The organism is Pedobacter sp. UYP1 (assembly GCF_040547305.1).
In the GTDB taxonomy this organism is placed as follows: Bacteria; Bacteroidota; Bacteroidia; order Sphingobacteriales; family Sphingobacteriaceae; genus Pedobacter.
Genome location: NZ_JBEPPL010000009.1, coordinates 121,751 through 139,013, shown reverse-complemented (window position 1 = coordinate 139,013; position 17,263 = coordinate 121,751). Strand labels below are relative to the sequence as shown.

The 17,263-nt window shown below is 35.8% G+C and carries 8 protein-coding genes; 2 read left to right on the top strand and 6 right to left on the bottom strand.

The features are described 5' to 3' along the window. Nucleotides 1-19: 19 nt before the first annotated feature. Nucleotides 20-358, bottom strand: coding sequence for a gamma-glutamylcyclotransferase family protein (locus ABIB30_RS17700; protein ID WP_354304287.1), 339 nt, complete (start codon nucleotides 356-358; stop codon nucleotides 20-22). 612 nt (nucleotides 359-970) lie between these two features. Here ABIB30_RS17700 and ABIB30_RS17695 point away from each other — a divergent pair. Then, the gene (locus tag ABIB30_RS17695) at nucleotides 971-1,336 is read left to right on the top strand and encodes a DUF6249 domain-containing protein (RefSeq protein ID WP_354304286.1); all 366 of its coding nucleotides are present in this window, start codon (nucleotides 971-973) and stop codon (nucleotides 1,334-1,336) included. A 39-nt stretch (nucleotides 1,337-1,375) separates the two neighbouring features. Beyond that, nucleotides 1,376-3,835, top strand: a complete 2,460-nt coding sequence (locus ABIB30_RS17690) for a TonB-dependent receptor (protein ID WP_354304284.1) — start codon at nucleotides 1,376-1,378, stop codon at nucleotides 3,833-3,835. A 131-nt stretch (nucleotides 3,836-3,966) separates the two neighbouring features. Here the strand turns inward: ABIB30_RS17690 and ABIB30_RS17685 are convergent, their stop codons facing one another. The 5 genes from ABIB30_RS17685 to ABIB30_RS17665 form a co-directional block, all read right to left on the bottom strand. Continuing rightward, entirely contained in the window at nucleotides 3,967-4,380 is a 414-nt protein-coding gene (locus tag ABIB30_RS17685) for a hypothetical protein (protein ID WP_354304282.1), read from the bottom strand. Continuing rightward, nucleotides 4,367-4,930, bottom strand: coding sequence for an RNA polymerase sigma factor (locus ABIB30_RS17680; RefSeq protein ID WP_354304281.1), 564 nt, complete (start codon nucleotides 4,928-4,930; stop codon nucleotides 4,367-4,369). Before ABIB30_RS17680 ends, ABIB30_RS17685 begins: the two co-directional genes overlap by 14 nt. A 263-nt stretch (nucleotides 4,931-5,193) precedes the next feature. Beyond that, nucleotides 5,194-5,898, bottom strand: a complete 705-nt coding sequence (locus tag ABIB30_RS17675) for a thioesterase II family protein (protein WP_354304279.1) — start codon at nucleotides 5,896-5,898, stop codon at nucleotides 5,194-5,196. A gap of 20 nt (nucleotides 5,899-5,918) precedes the next feature. Beyond that, on the bottom strand, nucleotides 5,919-15,707 hold the full coding sequence (locus ABIB30_RS17670; RefSeq protein ID WP_354304278.1) for a non-ribosomal peptide synthetase: 9,789 nt from the start codon (nucleotides 15,705-15,707) through the stop codon (nucleotides 5,919-5,921). A gap of 132 nt (nucleotides 15,708-15,839) precedes the next feature. Beyond that, nucleotides 15,840-17,240 carry a condensation domain-containing protein gene (locus ABIB30_RS17665; RefSeq protein WP_354304277.1) on the bottom strand — a complete coding sequence of 467 codons (1,401 nt, stop codon included), beginning with the start codon at nucleotides 17,238-17,240 and terminating at the stop codon, nucleotides 15,840-15,842. Nucleotides 17,241-17,263: the final 23 nt, after the last annotated feature.

Below are 17,263 nucleotides of genomic sequence, written 5' to 3'. Positions count from 1 at the left end.
GGCAGTGTAGCTGAAGTATCTATGCATTTATATATACCCAGGCCTTTTTCCCAGATTCTAAGCTAACCTGTACTCTCTTATAATCGTCAACTTCGTATTCATCTGTCCGTTTGAGCTCATCTGCTGAAATTTCAAAAACCATCCCATCTACCACATCGGTAATACGACCTGTATATTTCACCATAGGATGGTGTGAAGCCCCGCTTAAGGATACTACCTCTGCGTCAGTAATTTCAATCATTGACAATGCATATCCATATAACTTATCCCATTTTCCTTCCAGCAATCTACCATAGTTTTTTACTTGTACATTTTCGTTCTGCAAGGTTCCGTACGAGAATAAATTTTCAGTATTCATAAGTTGTGCTTTTACTTAAATATTTAACTGGATATATCTTCTCAAAAGGAATACAAAGATCCGGATCAAGAAGACTGCGAATATAGTTACCAAAACCATTATCCCCATAAATCTTATTTACTTAAAATGGATTGGATCACAATCAATAAATTACCTGCTGTTAATTTTGCTGCAACAAAATCATCAGGTCTGATCAGCAAAGCTTCATCATTTATTATATTGGTAATTTCCTTCCATTTTTCCAATATATTTCAGTCGTATAGCGTAACTAGATGAATATCAACATTTAACTAATATCCCACGTTATCGATTTCAACTTACCATCCTCTCTGCGATTTGCTATCAATACTATCTAGTCAAGTGAAATTAAAAAAGAAACCTTATCAGTTTCAGCAGCAGGTTATCATTCAGGCTTTTCAAACCTTAGTCATTTCACAAGATTATCCGAAGCGCATATTGGTTTAAAGCCGAAGAAATATTCTACGGAGAAAAGTTAAGTTGCCATCCGTTAAGAAACTATTATTGAATAAAATCTAAATAGACTCTATTTTTTTGCTTTTTCCTGCAACCTAAACTTAACAGCAATTGTCTACTTAGAAAAACCCTTACACTATGTTATATAAAATTGCACCCTTCGTAATGATTATAATGACCACCTGGATAACTTCAATGGCAATCATTCAATTATTAAAATATCGGATCAAAAGAAAGATAGTCGATGCCAGATTGGTTGATCAAAGTCTTATTAAGGCTATATTAGAAGACACCCAGGGACATAAAGAAAGACAACAAAACTTGCTAAAATGGATCTTTCTGACATTGTTTGGCGGAATGGGTTTAATTGCCCAGGAATTCCTGCCTTACAGTATGGAAGAATCAGTACTGCCTTATGGTGTAATCGTAATATTCTTGTCTATTGGCCTCATATTAAATTATCTTCTAAACGAGCATCTTTCAAAAAGCCGCAAAGATTCTTAAAAAGAAATTTCCAATTAAATACAACATCAAAAATCTACCATGAAAATACTCGGATATTCTCTTATTTCGGCCATATTATTTTGTTACTTGTCATTTTGTGCTATAAAAGTAGCTGCACAATCACAGCCATCAACAGAAATAAGTGGTAAAATAACAACCATTACTAATGAAGCTTTACCCTTTGCAAGTTTGATGCTATTCAATGCAACTGATTCAAAACTTGTCAAAGGAGCTGTAACCGATGGTTCCGGAGCATTTATTATTGGAAATGTGATCCCAGGGAATTACTATATTTCCGGGAGTGTATTGGGATACAAAACCTACAAGTCTGAAATATTCACGCTTGCTCCAGAAGAAAAAAAAGCATTAGGCATTATTCAATTGCAAACGGAAAATAAACAACTGCAAACTGTAACGGTCACCGCTCAAAAACCATTGATTGAAAGCAAAATGGACAAGGTCGTAATGAATGTTGAGAATAGTATATTGGCTACAGGTAATACAGCTATGGACATTTTACAAAAAGCACCTGGTGTAACTATAGACAACGGAGTGATTAGTTTGATCGGTAAAAGCAACGTGATGGTCTTAATTAACGACAAGCAAACTTATCTCTCAACAGAGCAGCTAAAAGATCTGTTAAACTCTTTGCAATCAAATACGATTCAATCTATTGAGCTCATGACAAATCCTTCCGCACAATATGACGCTGCCGGAAATGCTGGGATTATCAATATTAAAATTAAAAAAAATGATAGTTTTGGAACCAATGCGGATGTAAATCTTAGCTATGGCCAGGGAATATACAGAAAAACCAACGGGGGGATAACTATAAACCACAGAAGCAAAATTCTCAATATTTTCGCGAATTATAATTATTCAGACCGCGAAGATTTTAGTTCAATAGACGTCAACAGATCTGTAATATCTTCAGGAACCTCAACTTTTTTCCAGTCCTCATCTCTAGAGAAATTCCGTTACAAGAACCATAGTTTTAAGGTGGGCGGAGATATAAATATATCTCCAAGAAGCGTACTGGGATTTGTTGTTGATGGATACCTTTGGTATGGAGACTCCAGATTGGCTGGTACGACTATGGTTGGCCCACAACGAGGAATTGTGGATTCCAGTATTGTAGCATTGAATACTGGCTCATTTCCGGCTAATTATTTCAATTATGATGTAAATTACAAATTGCGATTAGACACAATTGGCACAGAGTTAACATTTAGTGGTGATTATTCCACTTCAACAAGGAAGGAAGCCTTTTATTTTAACAATCAATTTTTAGATGAAAACCAAAATGAATACAGACCAGACTATAATTTTAGAAATCTGGCTCCGCAAAAAATAGATATTTATGTTGGTAAAGCAGACTTCAGACACCCTTTCAGCAAATCTTCAAGACTTGATGCCGGATTCAAATACAGTGCAATAACAATTGATAACGTGCTTAAATATGATATACTTCAAAATGATGGCAGTTACCTGAATGATGAAAGACGAAGCAATCAGTTTATTTACGATGAAAAAATCGGAGCTGCATATGCAAACTACAATACCCAAATAGGATCCTATTCAATCCAGGCCGGACTTCGAGTAGAAAGAACTTCATCAAGGGGGAACCTGGTAACAGGTGGAAGTATTGTAGAAAAATCATATACAGATCTATTTCCAACATTATTCCTTCAGAAAAAAATAGATAATTCAAATGCGATTACTGCTAGTTATGGAAGAAGAGTTGGCAGGCCGGATTACGCATCTTTAAATCCTTTTGTCTATTACGTAGATCAATATACACTTCGTTACGGAAATCCCTTCCTAAAGCCCCAGTACACCAATTCTTATAAGATTGGATATAGATTTAAGAACAAGTATACAGTAGACTTAAGTTATAGCAGGACTAAAGATGGAATCGCTGTTATATTTGTACCAGATACTAAAACAAAGACGATCGCCCAAACAGATGCAAATCTAAATTCGATTAACTCTTATTCATTGAATATTAATGCTCCTGTCACGTTTACCAACTGGTGGCGCAGTTATAATAATGTCACACTTTTTTATAATCAATACAATTCAGATGTAATTGAGGGAGCACAACTTCAACTTGAAAAGCTGGCGTGGCAGGCTAGTTCGAACCACACCTTTACAATTGATAACAAGACCTCAGCAGAGCTGAGTGGAAAATATGTTTCTCCAAATGTTTATGGTGTATTTAATATAAAATCCTATTATGGAATTGACCTTGGACTAAGACGGGCATTTCTCTCTAATAAGATGAGTGTTAAACTGGCGGTAAATGATGTCTTCAAAACGATTGGTAAAAGAACAAGTTTTAGTAACCTACCTAATAATAGTTATACGTTTGACAGGAATTATGATAGCAGAGTTGTTCGCTTGAGCATATCATACAAATTCGGGAATATCAAACTAAAATCAACCGATAAAAATGGCGGTAGTGCAGAAGAAGAAAAAAGCAGGTTAAATAAACTTTGATTTATTGGTGCAGGTCATCTCAGATAAGGTCATAAAAAAAACGCAAATCATATGATTTGCGTTTTTTTTATTAATAAATTTCAAATAATATATCAAAAACAGGAGCAATTACAAAAGTAAATCGGACACGTTTAAATATTGATCTTATTTAACTTTCTCTCTACCAGATTAAATGCAATTATACCCACTATTCCAAGAACAATAAATCCTTTGAACCTGTCAATAATATTCCAAGCGGGTGCAAAGGCATCTTTAAAAACAAAGAAAATTGAAAACATGGTCAGAACACCAATCAAAGAGACAACCCCCAATAGCCAATAAAACATAATATCACTCGTTTTTTTCTTTTCCATTTCGATACGTCTTAAGACATTTGCCTTAAATGAAATAGAAAGATGCTCAACGGGCTCCTTAGCTAATTGGTCATAAATTAATTCATAAGCCTTTAAATCTTCTACATTCAGCATTTCACAGGAACCGTCGTCTATCCCTCTCATTTTTTTGTCAAGAATTTCCTGAATTCTAAAATCTTCATCTTTCTTCATAATCCTCTTTTAATTGATGTGTAATTTTATCCTTGAGCATCTTACGCGCCCGAAATAAGTAATTTTTTATAGTGCCATGCGGCATGCCTGTAGTTTCATTAATTTCTTCAATTGAAAATTCTTCTAAATGATATAATGTCAATACCACCCGGTAATTTTCCGGTAACTGATCGATCAGCTTGTTAACATATTCTGCAGTACTTTTTTTAACTAATAATTCCTCCGGGTCGTCCTGATCTGTTTCAAGATTCCAAAAATTCTCAGGATAGTCTTCAGTAAAATCTCTTTTACTTTTCTTTAAATAATTGAGGGCTGTAAAATACGTTATTCTTGCGATCCATGTAGACAATTTTGATTCATACTTAAAAGTCCCAATACTTTTATGAATTTTCACGAACACTTCCTGACACACATCTTCTGCGTCCATCTGTTCTGGGACGATCTTTTTAGTAATATGAAAAATCAAATTCTGATATTTATCCACTAATCGTGAAAATGCGTTAGCATCTCCTTTGATTATACGCATTATAATTTTATGTTCTTCGTCCATGGACATATTTAAATAGACAATATCAAAGTGGATATGGTTACAATAAAAGTCAAAATATTTGACTTATTTTTTTTAACAATACAAATACCGGGAGAATAATTTTTCACTAAGATTAAGTCATCAATTATACAGACTTAAACGCTACTACCTTCAATTGAATATTGGGTTTGGAGGAACATAGAAACCAGATGTATTCCTCCTTTAAATCCAGCTAAATATTGCACATAATCAGGTGATGGAGATAAAAAATTCAACCTTAGAAGCTATTGAATTAAGGTATGGTTAATAATATCAAAAATCTTTTCATTTTCATTGTGAATAAAAAAATGACCTCCATTGAAATATATAATATTACAAATGTTTGTAGTGGTTTTACTCCATTCATGACATTGTTGAGCAGTCAAATCATCCTTTTTTCCCAGTAAAACGGTTATTTCTCCATTATAGAGTCTTTTATCTTTCTTAAAATCATAAGTTTCCGCCAATTTGAAATCATTCCTTAATAGCGGAAGAAATAATTTCTCAAATTCTATATGTTCGAAAATTCCGGCCGGGGTCCCTCCCAGTTGTATTATTTCCTTCTTAAAATCCTCGGTATCCAATAAATGATAGACAACTTTCTTTTTATTCTCTATATGTGGTGCACTTTTCCCAGAGTAGAATACATGTTTTGGATCCGGAAGGTTATTAATTCCTATTTTCTGAACGAGTTCGAAAGCGATTAATGCACCAAGACTATGTCCGAAAAATGCATATGGAGTATGGACTACATCATTATATATTTGATGGAAAACGTCATTCACGAGTTCCTCAAAATCTTTATACAAAGGTTCATTAAATCTTGTTCCCCGGCCAGACAACTCAATAGGTAATACTTCTATCGCTGGGTTTAAACTCTTTATCCAGTGGTGATATACCTGAGCTGATCCACCGGCATAGGGGAAACAGAATAGTTTGATTTTGGTCATTGCAGATTAAATTTTATAAGTTATACTTCGTTGATACTTTCTACTTTCACTGATGCTATGTATGACGCTACTCCTTGTATGTATGGATCTTTAAAGAAAGTCCGGAATGATATATTCATATCAAATACCTGATTTATCTTATTCACCAAAAGCACCGCAAGCAGGGAATGGCCACCTAAATCAAAAAAGCTACTATTAACACTGATCTTTTCTTTTTCCAAACCGAGTACCTCAGACCAAATTGCTGCCAGGGTTTCTTCTAAGTCATTTGAAGGAGCAATGAACTCACGTTCTGCTAGTAATTCAGGTAGCGGAAGGTTAGCCTTATTGACTTTTCCATTCGCAGTTAAAGGAAGAACATCTAAACGCAGATATGCTGATGGCACCATATAATCCGGTAAATATTTTCTTAAGTGATTCTGCAATTCTAAAGCACTTAGTTCGAATTTTGAAACATAATATCCTACCAGAAAATGATTTCCTTTGCTCTGTTGATATAATACGATTGATTCGCTAATGCCGGGGTAATTGAGCAACTGATTCTGAATTTCTCCAAGCTCCACCCTGAATCCCCTGATCTTTATCTGATCATCTATTCTACCTAACAACTCTATACTTCCGTCAGAAAGCCAGCGGCCTATATCTCCTGTTTTATACAGCTTATACTTATCATTTTTATCAAATGGATTATCTATAAACTTTTGTGATGTCAATTCTGATTTATTCAAATATCCCCTGGATACTTGAACGCCGCCAATTAACAGCTCACCACAAACTCCGGTAGCCTGAATATTATTCTTATTGTCAACGAAATAGATTTGCGTGTTTGCTACAGGCTTTCCTATAGTAACCCTTGCTTCATAAGCGCTAAGCTCTACTGCTGTGACATCTATCGCAGCCTCTGTAGGTCCGTATAAATTATACAGTTTAACGTCTGGGAAAATAGCCTTAAAATCTTTGACCACGGCTAATTTCAATTCTTCTCCACTCGCTACAACTGCGCGCAAGCTATTGCTTTCAGCAGCTTTAAAAGTTGATAGAAATGCCGATAACATGGAAGGTACGAAATGTGTTATAGAGATGTTTTCGGTACAAATTAAATTCCATAAATAAGCCGGGTCTTTATTGCCTTCAGGTATTATAAATACCATTCTGGATCCAGTGATTAAAGGAAGCAGTAATTCCCATACAGAGACATCAAAACAAAAAGTTGTTTTTTGTAAGATAACATCGGCCGTTGTTACATTTAAATAACTCCGCATCCACAACAACCGGTTATAAATACCATCGTGCTGGTTCATCACTCCTTTGGGAATACCAGTAGTACCAGAAGTATAAATAACATAGGCCAGAGATTCTTCTGGTATACTTACATTCGCAGAAGATGCAGGCCATTGCTCATATATAGATGTATCATCAAGATTTACAGCGGCTATATCGTTAAACAAATGTTGATAGTTGCTTGAAGTAAGTACAACTACTGGTTTTGTATCTTCCAATACATAATTTATCCGGTTTTGCGGATACTTTGGATCTATAGGAACATAGGCGCCGCCGGCTTTCAAAATTCCTAAAATCCCAATAATCATTTCGATTGACTGATCTAAACATATCGGAACTAAAGAATCACTTACAACCCCTTTTTCTATCAAAAGATGTGACAACTGATTTGAAATGTGATCTAATTCACTATAATTTAGTTTTTTATCCTCAAAAACAGCTGCAATATTTTCTGGAGTACGATGAACCTGTTCTGAGAATAAATCTAATACTGTTTTAGCACTTTCATAGGTTACATCTGTTGCATTAAATTCTCTTAATAATGCATAGTCCTCGTGTTCGATCAGCGTTATTGTCTCTTTAGCTACCAGTTCTGCTTCGTGATGTAAAAACTGATCCAGAATCGCTTTAAAATGATCTGCCATTCTCTTTGTTTGTTTTTCACTAAAGATGGCTTTTGAGTATCTTAACAACAACCTGAAACTTTTATTATAAACACTTCCGCGTCCTTGCTTAAGCTCATGCGCTTCAATGTGGAAGCCAATAGGAAAATGTTCATTAAGATAAAATTCAGACATTGAGTCTTCTTCTAAATCTATAGTCGCATCATAGTCATCACGCTCTTCAAATATTTTAAAGTCCAAATAGTTAAAAACAACATCAAAAACTGGATTATTCTGACCTGATGGTTCTTCTGTAAGCTCTAATATCTTATAAAAAGGAACTCTTTCGTGGTACTTTAGTTTTCTGAGTTTGTTTTCTATAAAGTCAATATAGCCTCCCCAGGTTAAGCCTTCTGGAATCTTTGCTCTGAAAGGAATGGTATTTAAAAAACAACCGAGTAATTTTTCTCCATCAGGAGTCAAAGGCCTATTATTAGTGACTACACCGACCGTGATGTCATCCTCATAACTTAGCATGTTCAGCGTGTAAATATATGCGGCAAAACACAAATGTTTAAAACTCGTATTATATCTTGATGCCACTTCCTCCAATTCATTTCTATAGGCAAGACCTAATTCAAATACATCAGTTATAAACTCATGTGTTGCTCCGGTAGATGGCAATTCAAACCGGGTGTAACCATCCAGCTCTTCTTTCCAATATTGAATGGATGCTTCATGTTTCGCCGCAGCCAATTCTCCGACAATCTGATCTTCATAAGTGCTTTGTAAACGTTGTGGCACGAAAGTCCTGTCTTTAGATAAAATCGTGTACATATTTAATAATTCGGTCAGGAATGATGATAAACTCCAGCCGTCGAACAGGGAATGATGAAAATCAAATAGCAAATATTGAAAATCATCCCTAATCTTTATGATATTTATACGCCACAATAACGAAAATGACATACTCGTCATTCTCATCTTCTCTTCCAGCATTTTATTCGCTATAAAGAGTTCCTGATCTTTCTTATCCAGATGGCGTATATCGATAAAATTAATTTCAGGGTCTATCTCCTTCATAATAACATGAGCGAAGCAATCTAAATCATATACCTTACGCAAGGTCGTATGTTTTGCGATCATTAAATCCATAGCGTTTTCAAACAATCCAAAATCAAAATCCTTAGCAGGATAATCATACATATTCTGCTCATGATAGATAATTTCATGAATATTTTCTGGAGTAGTTTTCAGGTATTCAAAAACCATCCCTTTTTCTACTCCGTTCATCGGGTAGACTTGTTCATAAGAATCCAGAAAATTGTGTTCCAGTTTATAGGTCTCCTGAAATAGCTGAAGCTCTTGCCGTGCCGCTTCAAATATCCGCTCGCTTTCCTCATCTTTTTTCGAATCCAGCACTCTCAGTGTCAACTCTTCTACCGTTTGATAGGAATACAAATCTGCAATGGTCAGCGAGGTATTGAGCTTATTATTGATATTAAAAATTAATCCGATCGCCTTGAGGGAATCCCCTCCCAGACTAAAATAATTATCCCGGATACCAATTGGTTTCATGCCCAATACTTCTTCCCAGATCTGGGACATTAACGACTCATCTTCTGTGACTGGAGCCACATAGTTTCCTCCAGATAACTCCTTGTCTGGTGCAGGTAATTTTGAAATCGCTATTTTATTGTTAACGGTCGATGGAAATTCTTCCATTTTTATAAAATAGGATGGAATCATATAAGCTGGTAAATGTTCTCCCAGATGTGAGCGAAGAACAGAGACCTCCAAAGCCTCATCTGCTATATAATAAGCACATAAATAAGGATGTCCATCCTCTGAATCCCGCTTGATCACTAAAGCATTACTGATGGATTCGTAGCGAAGCAGCTGATGCTCTATTTCCCTTAATTCGATCCTGAAGCCCTTTAATTGCACCTGATTATCTATTCGTCCTAAATATTCCAGCTCTCCATTTTCCAGTAAACGACCCAGATCTCCGGAACGATAAAAACGTCCTCCTTCGCGGTAAGGATTTTCAGAAAAACGGCTTTTTGTTAACACCTCATTATTCAGATACCCCCTGCCTATCCCCACTCCTCCTACGTAGATCTCACCAGTTATACCTTGTGGAACCAGCTTTTTATTTTTGTCCAATATATACAATGATGTTGTTGGAATAGGCTTACCGATAACACTTATGTTTTCGTCGATCTCCTTTTTCCCGATCTCTTTATAAGTGGTATGAACAGTCACTTCAGTGATTCCATACATATTGACCAATATCACATCAGGGTACTGCTGTTGCCACGACTTCAATTTTAATGGAGTTAGCGCCTCTCCTGCAAAAATAACATAGCGCAAATCGCGTAATTCTACATCTTTCCGGCCTATCTCCTCCATCAGGCTATTGAATGCTGTTGGAGTTTGGTTTAATACAGTCACCTTATGCTGCTTAAGCACCTCTATATATTGAGCAGGGTCTCTTGCAACGGATTGTGGAATGATGACCACTTTACCGCCATAGAATAACGCGCCATACATTTCCCATACACTCACATCAAAGCAGTGACTATGGAACATAGTCCAGACATCATTTTCTCCGAAATTATATTGAAACGCATCATTACACAGCAGCCTTACTACGTTCTCATGCTCAATCATAACTCCTTTAGGATTACCTGTAGTTCCAGAGGTATAAATGATGTAACATAAGTCTGCAGGCGCATTGATCCTGGCTGGATCCGGTACTTCCTGAGCTGCTCCTGTAATATCTTCTAATAATATTTTTTGAATGGTGTTCGCCAGGGCAGTCTCATGTTTAGTATCAGTAACCAGGATCGTTATTTTACTGTCCTCCAGCATATAATTTATCCGGCCTTCAGGATAACTTGGATCCAAAGGCAAATAACAGCCCCCGGATTTCAATATTCCTAACATACCAACAATTGTGTACAGATTTTTGTCTGTAAAAAGCCCCACAATATCATCTCTGCCTATGCCCTTTGACCGTAGTTCATTGGCCAGAATATTTGACAGATTATTTAGCTCAGCATAGGTTAGACTATCTCCTTCATAAACAACCGCAATTGAATCCGGACGATTTTTCACCTGTCTTTCAAATAAATCAACAATCGTACAATCCTTTGGATAAGCAATATCAATAAGTGAAGTTGCCTCTAGTAATTTTGCTTTATCTGCTTCTGGCAATATTGAATTTTTGTCCAGCGTTTTATCGGCATTATTTACAAACTGGTTCAGGACTGATTTAAAATAACCAGCAAGTTTACCTATCTGCTCTTCGTTAAAAACAGCGGCCGAATGTGTCAGGGTCAGGTGAAAATCATTGTTATCGGCATAGATATGAAAATCTATACTTGTATTATTATTCAGATAAAAACCCGATGCTTTAAATTCTTCTGGTTTTATTAATGATTCGACTTCTTCTATCTCCTCATAAATTCTAAAATCTGTGTAATTAAAAGCAACATCAAAAACAGGATTATTCTGACCTGATGGTTCATCTGTAAGTTCTAATATTTTATAAAAAGGAACTTTTTCGTGATATTTTAATTTTCTGAGTTTGTTCTCTATATAGTCAATATAGCCTCCCCAGGTTAAGCCCTCTGCAATCTTTGCTCTGAAAGGAATGGTATTTAAAAAGCACCCCAGTATTCTGTCCCCATCAGGAGTCAATGGTCTGTTATTGGTGACTACACCAACTGTGATGTCGTCCTCATAACTTAGCATGTTCAAAGTGTAAATATAAGCGGCAAAACACAAGTGCTTAAAGCTTGTATTATATTGTAATGCCACTTGCTCCAATTCAATTCTAAAATCTTTCCCAAAATCAGACCACTCTTTTCTGAATTCATGTGCTGCTCCGGTAGATGGCAATTCAAAACGGGTATAACCATCCAGCTCTTCTTTCCAATATTGAATAGAAGCTTCACGCTTTGCGGCTGCTAATTCTCCAATAATCTGATCTTCATAAGTGCTTTGTAAAGGTTGTGGAACAAAGGCCTTATCTTTAGATAAAATGGAATATATATTTAATAATTCCGTCAGGAATGATGATAAACTCCAGCCATCGAATAGGGAATGATGAAAATCGAACAGTAAATACTGAAAATCATCCCTAACCTTTATCATGTTTATACGCCACAATAACGAAAATGAAAGGTTAGTCATTCTCATCTTTTCTTCCAACAGTTTATTCTCTACAAACAACTCCTGATCTTTCTTATCAAGGTGACGGATATCTATAAAATTAACTTCAGGATCCGCCTCCTTCATAATGATATGAGCAAAGTGTTCCAAATCATAGACCTTACGTAAGGTTGTATGTTTTGCAATCATTAAATCCACAGCATTTTTAAACAGGCCGAAATCAAAATCCTTAACCGGACAATCATATATATTTTGCTCGTGATAAACAATTTCATGAATATTACGGGCTTTAGCTTTTAAAGAGAGGAAAACCATCCCTTTTTCCACCCCGTTCATTGGGTACACTTGTGCATACGAATCCAGAAAATTGTATTCCCGTTTATAGGTCTCCTGGAACAACTGAAGTTCTTGTCGTGCTGCTTCAAATATCCGCTCGCTTTCCTCATCTTTTTTCGAATCTGTTACTCTTACAGCCAAATCCTCTATGGTTTGATAAGAATACAGATCTGCGATGGTCAATGAGGTATGCAGCTCGTTATTGATATTGAAAATTAATCCGATCGCCTTGAGGGAGTCCCCTCCCAAACTAAAATAATTATCCCGGATACCAATTGGTTTCATGCCCAATACTTCTTCCCAAATTTTGGCCATTAAAGATTCTTCGTCTGTACTCGGAGCCACATAACTTCCTGCTGACAATTCCTTATCTGGTGCAGGTAATTTTGAAATCGCTATTTTGTTGTTAACAGTCGATGGAAATTCATCCATTTTAATAAAATAGGACGGAATCATATAATTCGGCAAATGTTCTCCCAGATGTGAGCGAAGAACAGAGATCTCCAAAATCTCATCTGCTATATAGTAAGCACATAAATAAGGATGCCCATCCTCTGAATCCCGCTTGATCACTAAAGCATTACTGATAGATTCGTGTCGAAGCAGCTGATGCTCTATTTCTTTCAATTCTATTCTAAAACCCTTTAACTGTACCTGGTCATCTATTCTTCCCAGATATTCCAGATCGCCATTTTCCAATAACCGGCCTAAATCTCCAGAACGATAAAAGCGCTCTCCTTTACGATAAGGATTATCAAAAAAGCGGGTTCGGGTTAATGCCTCATTATTCAGGTATCCCCTGCTTATTCCCGCTCCTCCTACATAGATCTCACCAGTTATACCTTGTGGAACCAGCTTTTTATTTTTGTCCAATACATACAATGATGTGGTTGGAATCGGTTTACCAATATCACATATATTATCGTCGATCTCCTTTTTTCCTATCTCTTTATAAGTGGCATGGACAGTCACTTCAGTAATTCCGTACATATTGACCAATAGCACGTCAGGGTACTGCTGTTGCCAGGATTTCAACTTCGAAGGAACCAAAGCTTCTCCTCCAAAAATAACATAGCGCAAATCTTTTAATTCTACGTCTTTCCTGCCAATTTCTTCTATCAGGTTATTGAACGATGTCGGGGTTTGGTTTAATACCGTCACCTTGTGCTGTTTAAGCACCTGTATATATTGAGCAGGGTCTCTTGCAACGGATTGTGGAATGACGATCACTTTACCACCATATAATAATGCGCCATACATTTCCCATACACTAAAATCAAAGCAATGACTATGAAACATAGTCCAGACATCATTTTCTCCGAAATCAAACTGAAATCCATCGTTATATAGTAACCGTACTACGTTCTCATGCTCAATCATAACCCCTTTAGGATTACCTGTAGTTCCAGAGGTATAAATGATATAACATAAGTCTGCAGGCGCATTGATCCTGGCTGGATCCGGTACTTCCTGAGCTGCTCCTGTAATATCTTCTAATAAGATCTTTCGAATGTTATTCGCCAGGGTAGCTTCATGTTTTGCATCAGTAACCAGGATCGTTATTTTACTGTCCTCCAGCATATAATTTATCCGGCCTTCAGGATAGCTTGGATCCAGAGGTAAATAACACCCCCCAGATTTCAATATCCCTAACATACCCACAACCGTGTACAGATTTTTATCTGTAAAAAGACCTACAATATCATCTCTGCCTATACCCTTTGACCGTAATTCATTGGCCAGAATATTTGACAGATTATTTAGCTCAGCATAGGTCAGACTATCTCCTTCATAAACAACCGCAATCGAATCCGGACTTTTTTGTACTTGTCTTTCAAATAGATCAACAACAGTACAATCCTTTGGATATGAAATTTCTTCAACATTATTAAGTTTTATAATATCATTTCCCTCCGATTTTGAAAGCAATGATAGGCCAGATAAAGATATTTCCTGGTTTTCTATAACTTGTTGCAACAACACTTTGTAGAAACCAATAAATCTTTCAATCGTAGCAGCTGTAAAAAGATCAGTAGAATATTCCAGGTCAAAGCTTAATCCAGCAGCATCTTCAGTTGCTTCTAAGGTAAGATCAAACTTAGCAGTTGTTGACTCAAACTGGAATCTTTCGATATTTGTATCTTCAATTTCAAAAGACTCTTGTCTGATATTCTGTAATACAAATAAACAATCAAATAATGGATTACGACTACGGTCACGCTCTATACGTAAATCGTTTATTAACTCTTCATATGGATAATCATCGTTATCAAGACAATTGAGCAATCTTTCGTGCAGTTGTTGTATATAAATGTTAAATCCCGAATCATCATTCAGACTTATCGGCAACGCCAATGTTTTAGCAAACATTCCCACTATACCTTCCAGATCATCATGCTTTCTTCCAGCCACCAACGTACCAATAACTATATCAGCATTTCCACTAAGTTTTGATAATAGTATACCATAAACCCCTAATAATATGCTATAGAGAGTTGTATTATATTTCTTGCTGATTTCATTTAACGCAAGCCTTTCTTTATCAGACATATTAAATTTTGCTACGCGCCCCTCAAATGTCTTTTCTTTTGGTCTTGGGAAATCATAAGGCAACTCTAAAGGACTATAATCTATAGCAAACTCCCGGATCCAGAATTCCTTTTGGCTTTGCACAGAAATTTGGTATTCATTGCTTGAGAGCCACTCAGAATAATCTTTATATTGCCTTTTTAATGCCGGTAATTTATTCCCTCTGTAGAGCTGAGAAAATTCCTTCATTAATATTTGCAGAGACATACCATCAGAAGCAATATGGTGCATGTCTAGCAAAATGAAATGTGTATCGTTCACCTGAACTACTCCAACCCGAAGTAAAGGTGGATTCTTTAAATCAAAAGTTCTGATGAATTTATGGATGAGGGATTCCATATCAGACTCCATTATAAGATGTTCAATCTCAAAATGGACATCGGTCATCACTTTCAGATGTGGTTTATTATATTGATCTAAGCTAAAACTCGTTCGGAAACATTCGTGCCGCTCTATTAGCGATTTAAAAACATGAGTAAGTTTTTCATAACTCACTGCGCCATCTATCTTTAAAACCCCGGTTTGATTATAAGCTAAAGAAGACTTATCTATCTGGTTTAACAGAAATAATCTTAACTGGGAGGAAGCTAATGGGTAATATTCTTTATCAATAGCTTTTGGTATCTGTGCTGTGGTCCTATTTGATTCCCTTGAATTATTTAAATAATCGATTATAAGACTCTTTTTGTTTTTCAATTCTAAAATAACATCAGGATTGTCAAAATCTTCAGGAACCGTTATTTTCAGGTTCTCGTCAACAATTTTAATGCTTATATCAAGCTTTTTAAGTTTTAATAACAGTTCTTCCAGGCTTTGTTGCATAGGTATAGGAATGTAGATTGAAAATCAGTATATTTTGAAATGTGGTTCTTTTGGATTTCTTTTTCAGCTTTTTTTTTCTCTAGTAGAAAAACAGCTGTAAGCGATAGATAGCAAGATCTTGTTATCTAAAAATTATATGGTAATAGTGGCTTTCGCCTTCAGATAGTTCTTTAGCTCTCCTATCGTTCTATCATCATTCTTAATCATAAAATGAAGAATATTTTGATGGCATTCTATGATATCTTCTATTAGTTCTTTATCAAACAGAAGCTTGTTATACTTCCAGTACAAAATAAAACCGTTGTCATATTCGCACGCCGTATTTTTTAAAGGATAATGGTTAATATCTGTATCAATATGCCTTTCCTGTATCGCTGTAATGTCTGGCAGGTTTTCATAATATTTAATATAATTTACCACCATATCGCAACTCGCCCGAAGCTCTGCCCTATCCAAATCCAGATAGTCATAATTGATAATCAGGTTTTGGCAATTGGTAAGTATATCATAAAATGTTTGGTCGATCACATCATTAATAACCAAACGGTCAGAAAAATCTCCTGTGAAATAAGCTTCGCCAAGTAAATTCCCTATGATCAGCTGGTTTTCAGAAACAAATCTGTCAGCGATAATAGCTGCAATCAATATTTTACGTTTACCAGTATAAGAATGTAATAAAATGGACAAACTTGCATAGATAATAGCTGATATGGTACAGTTATTATTTTTTGCAAATGCTGTGATGGCATTAAAGTGCTGACCAGAAATTTTAGTTGTGTATAAAAGCGCCTGGGGATGATCATATATTGCGAATAATTCCTTTTGAGTCTCTACTTTCTCAATTGTTTTTTCTGCTAATAATCTCTGCTTATTTCTTAAAAAATACCCATCATAAAAATCACTTATATTAAAAATATAATCATAGCCTGATGTTTTGGCTTTCCAATATCTTTTTAATTCTTCTCCTTTTTCACTGATCCACGTTTTCCGCTGTTCGGCATAGTCTCTTAATTGCGCCTTCAATGGCTGAATATCTGGCTCACCTCCACCGCTATAGCATTGATAGAACATCATGAGTTCTTTCTTGATGATCTTTTCCATTGACCAGTCATCACAACTAATGTGGTCCACTAAAAAAAGAAACATATATTTCTCCCCTTCTAACTTAAACAAGAAAAACTTGGTTAGCGGATCTTTTTGCTTATCAACAAACCATACTCCTGCATTTTCAAAATACTCAGCCCTGATTTCTTCATAAGATTTATGCAATGTATTAGTATCAATAAATTCTAAAGCGAATCTCTCATCAGCTGGGAGAATTACTTGTTTTAATTCACCATCAATCAATGGAAAAATAGTCCTCAGGCTTTCATGTCTTTTTACAAAAAATGCTACGGCTTTTTCTAATGCAGCGACATCAGCATTATTCATTTCTAACTCAACTCTCATAAAAAGCGCTACTCCTTTATCACGTTTTAAATACCGGGCCTGTTGTAATGATAGTTCAGCAATTATGTTAGAATTATAGGTCATATTAACAATATTAATTAGATTAA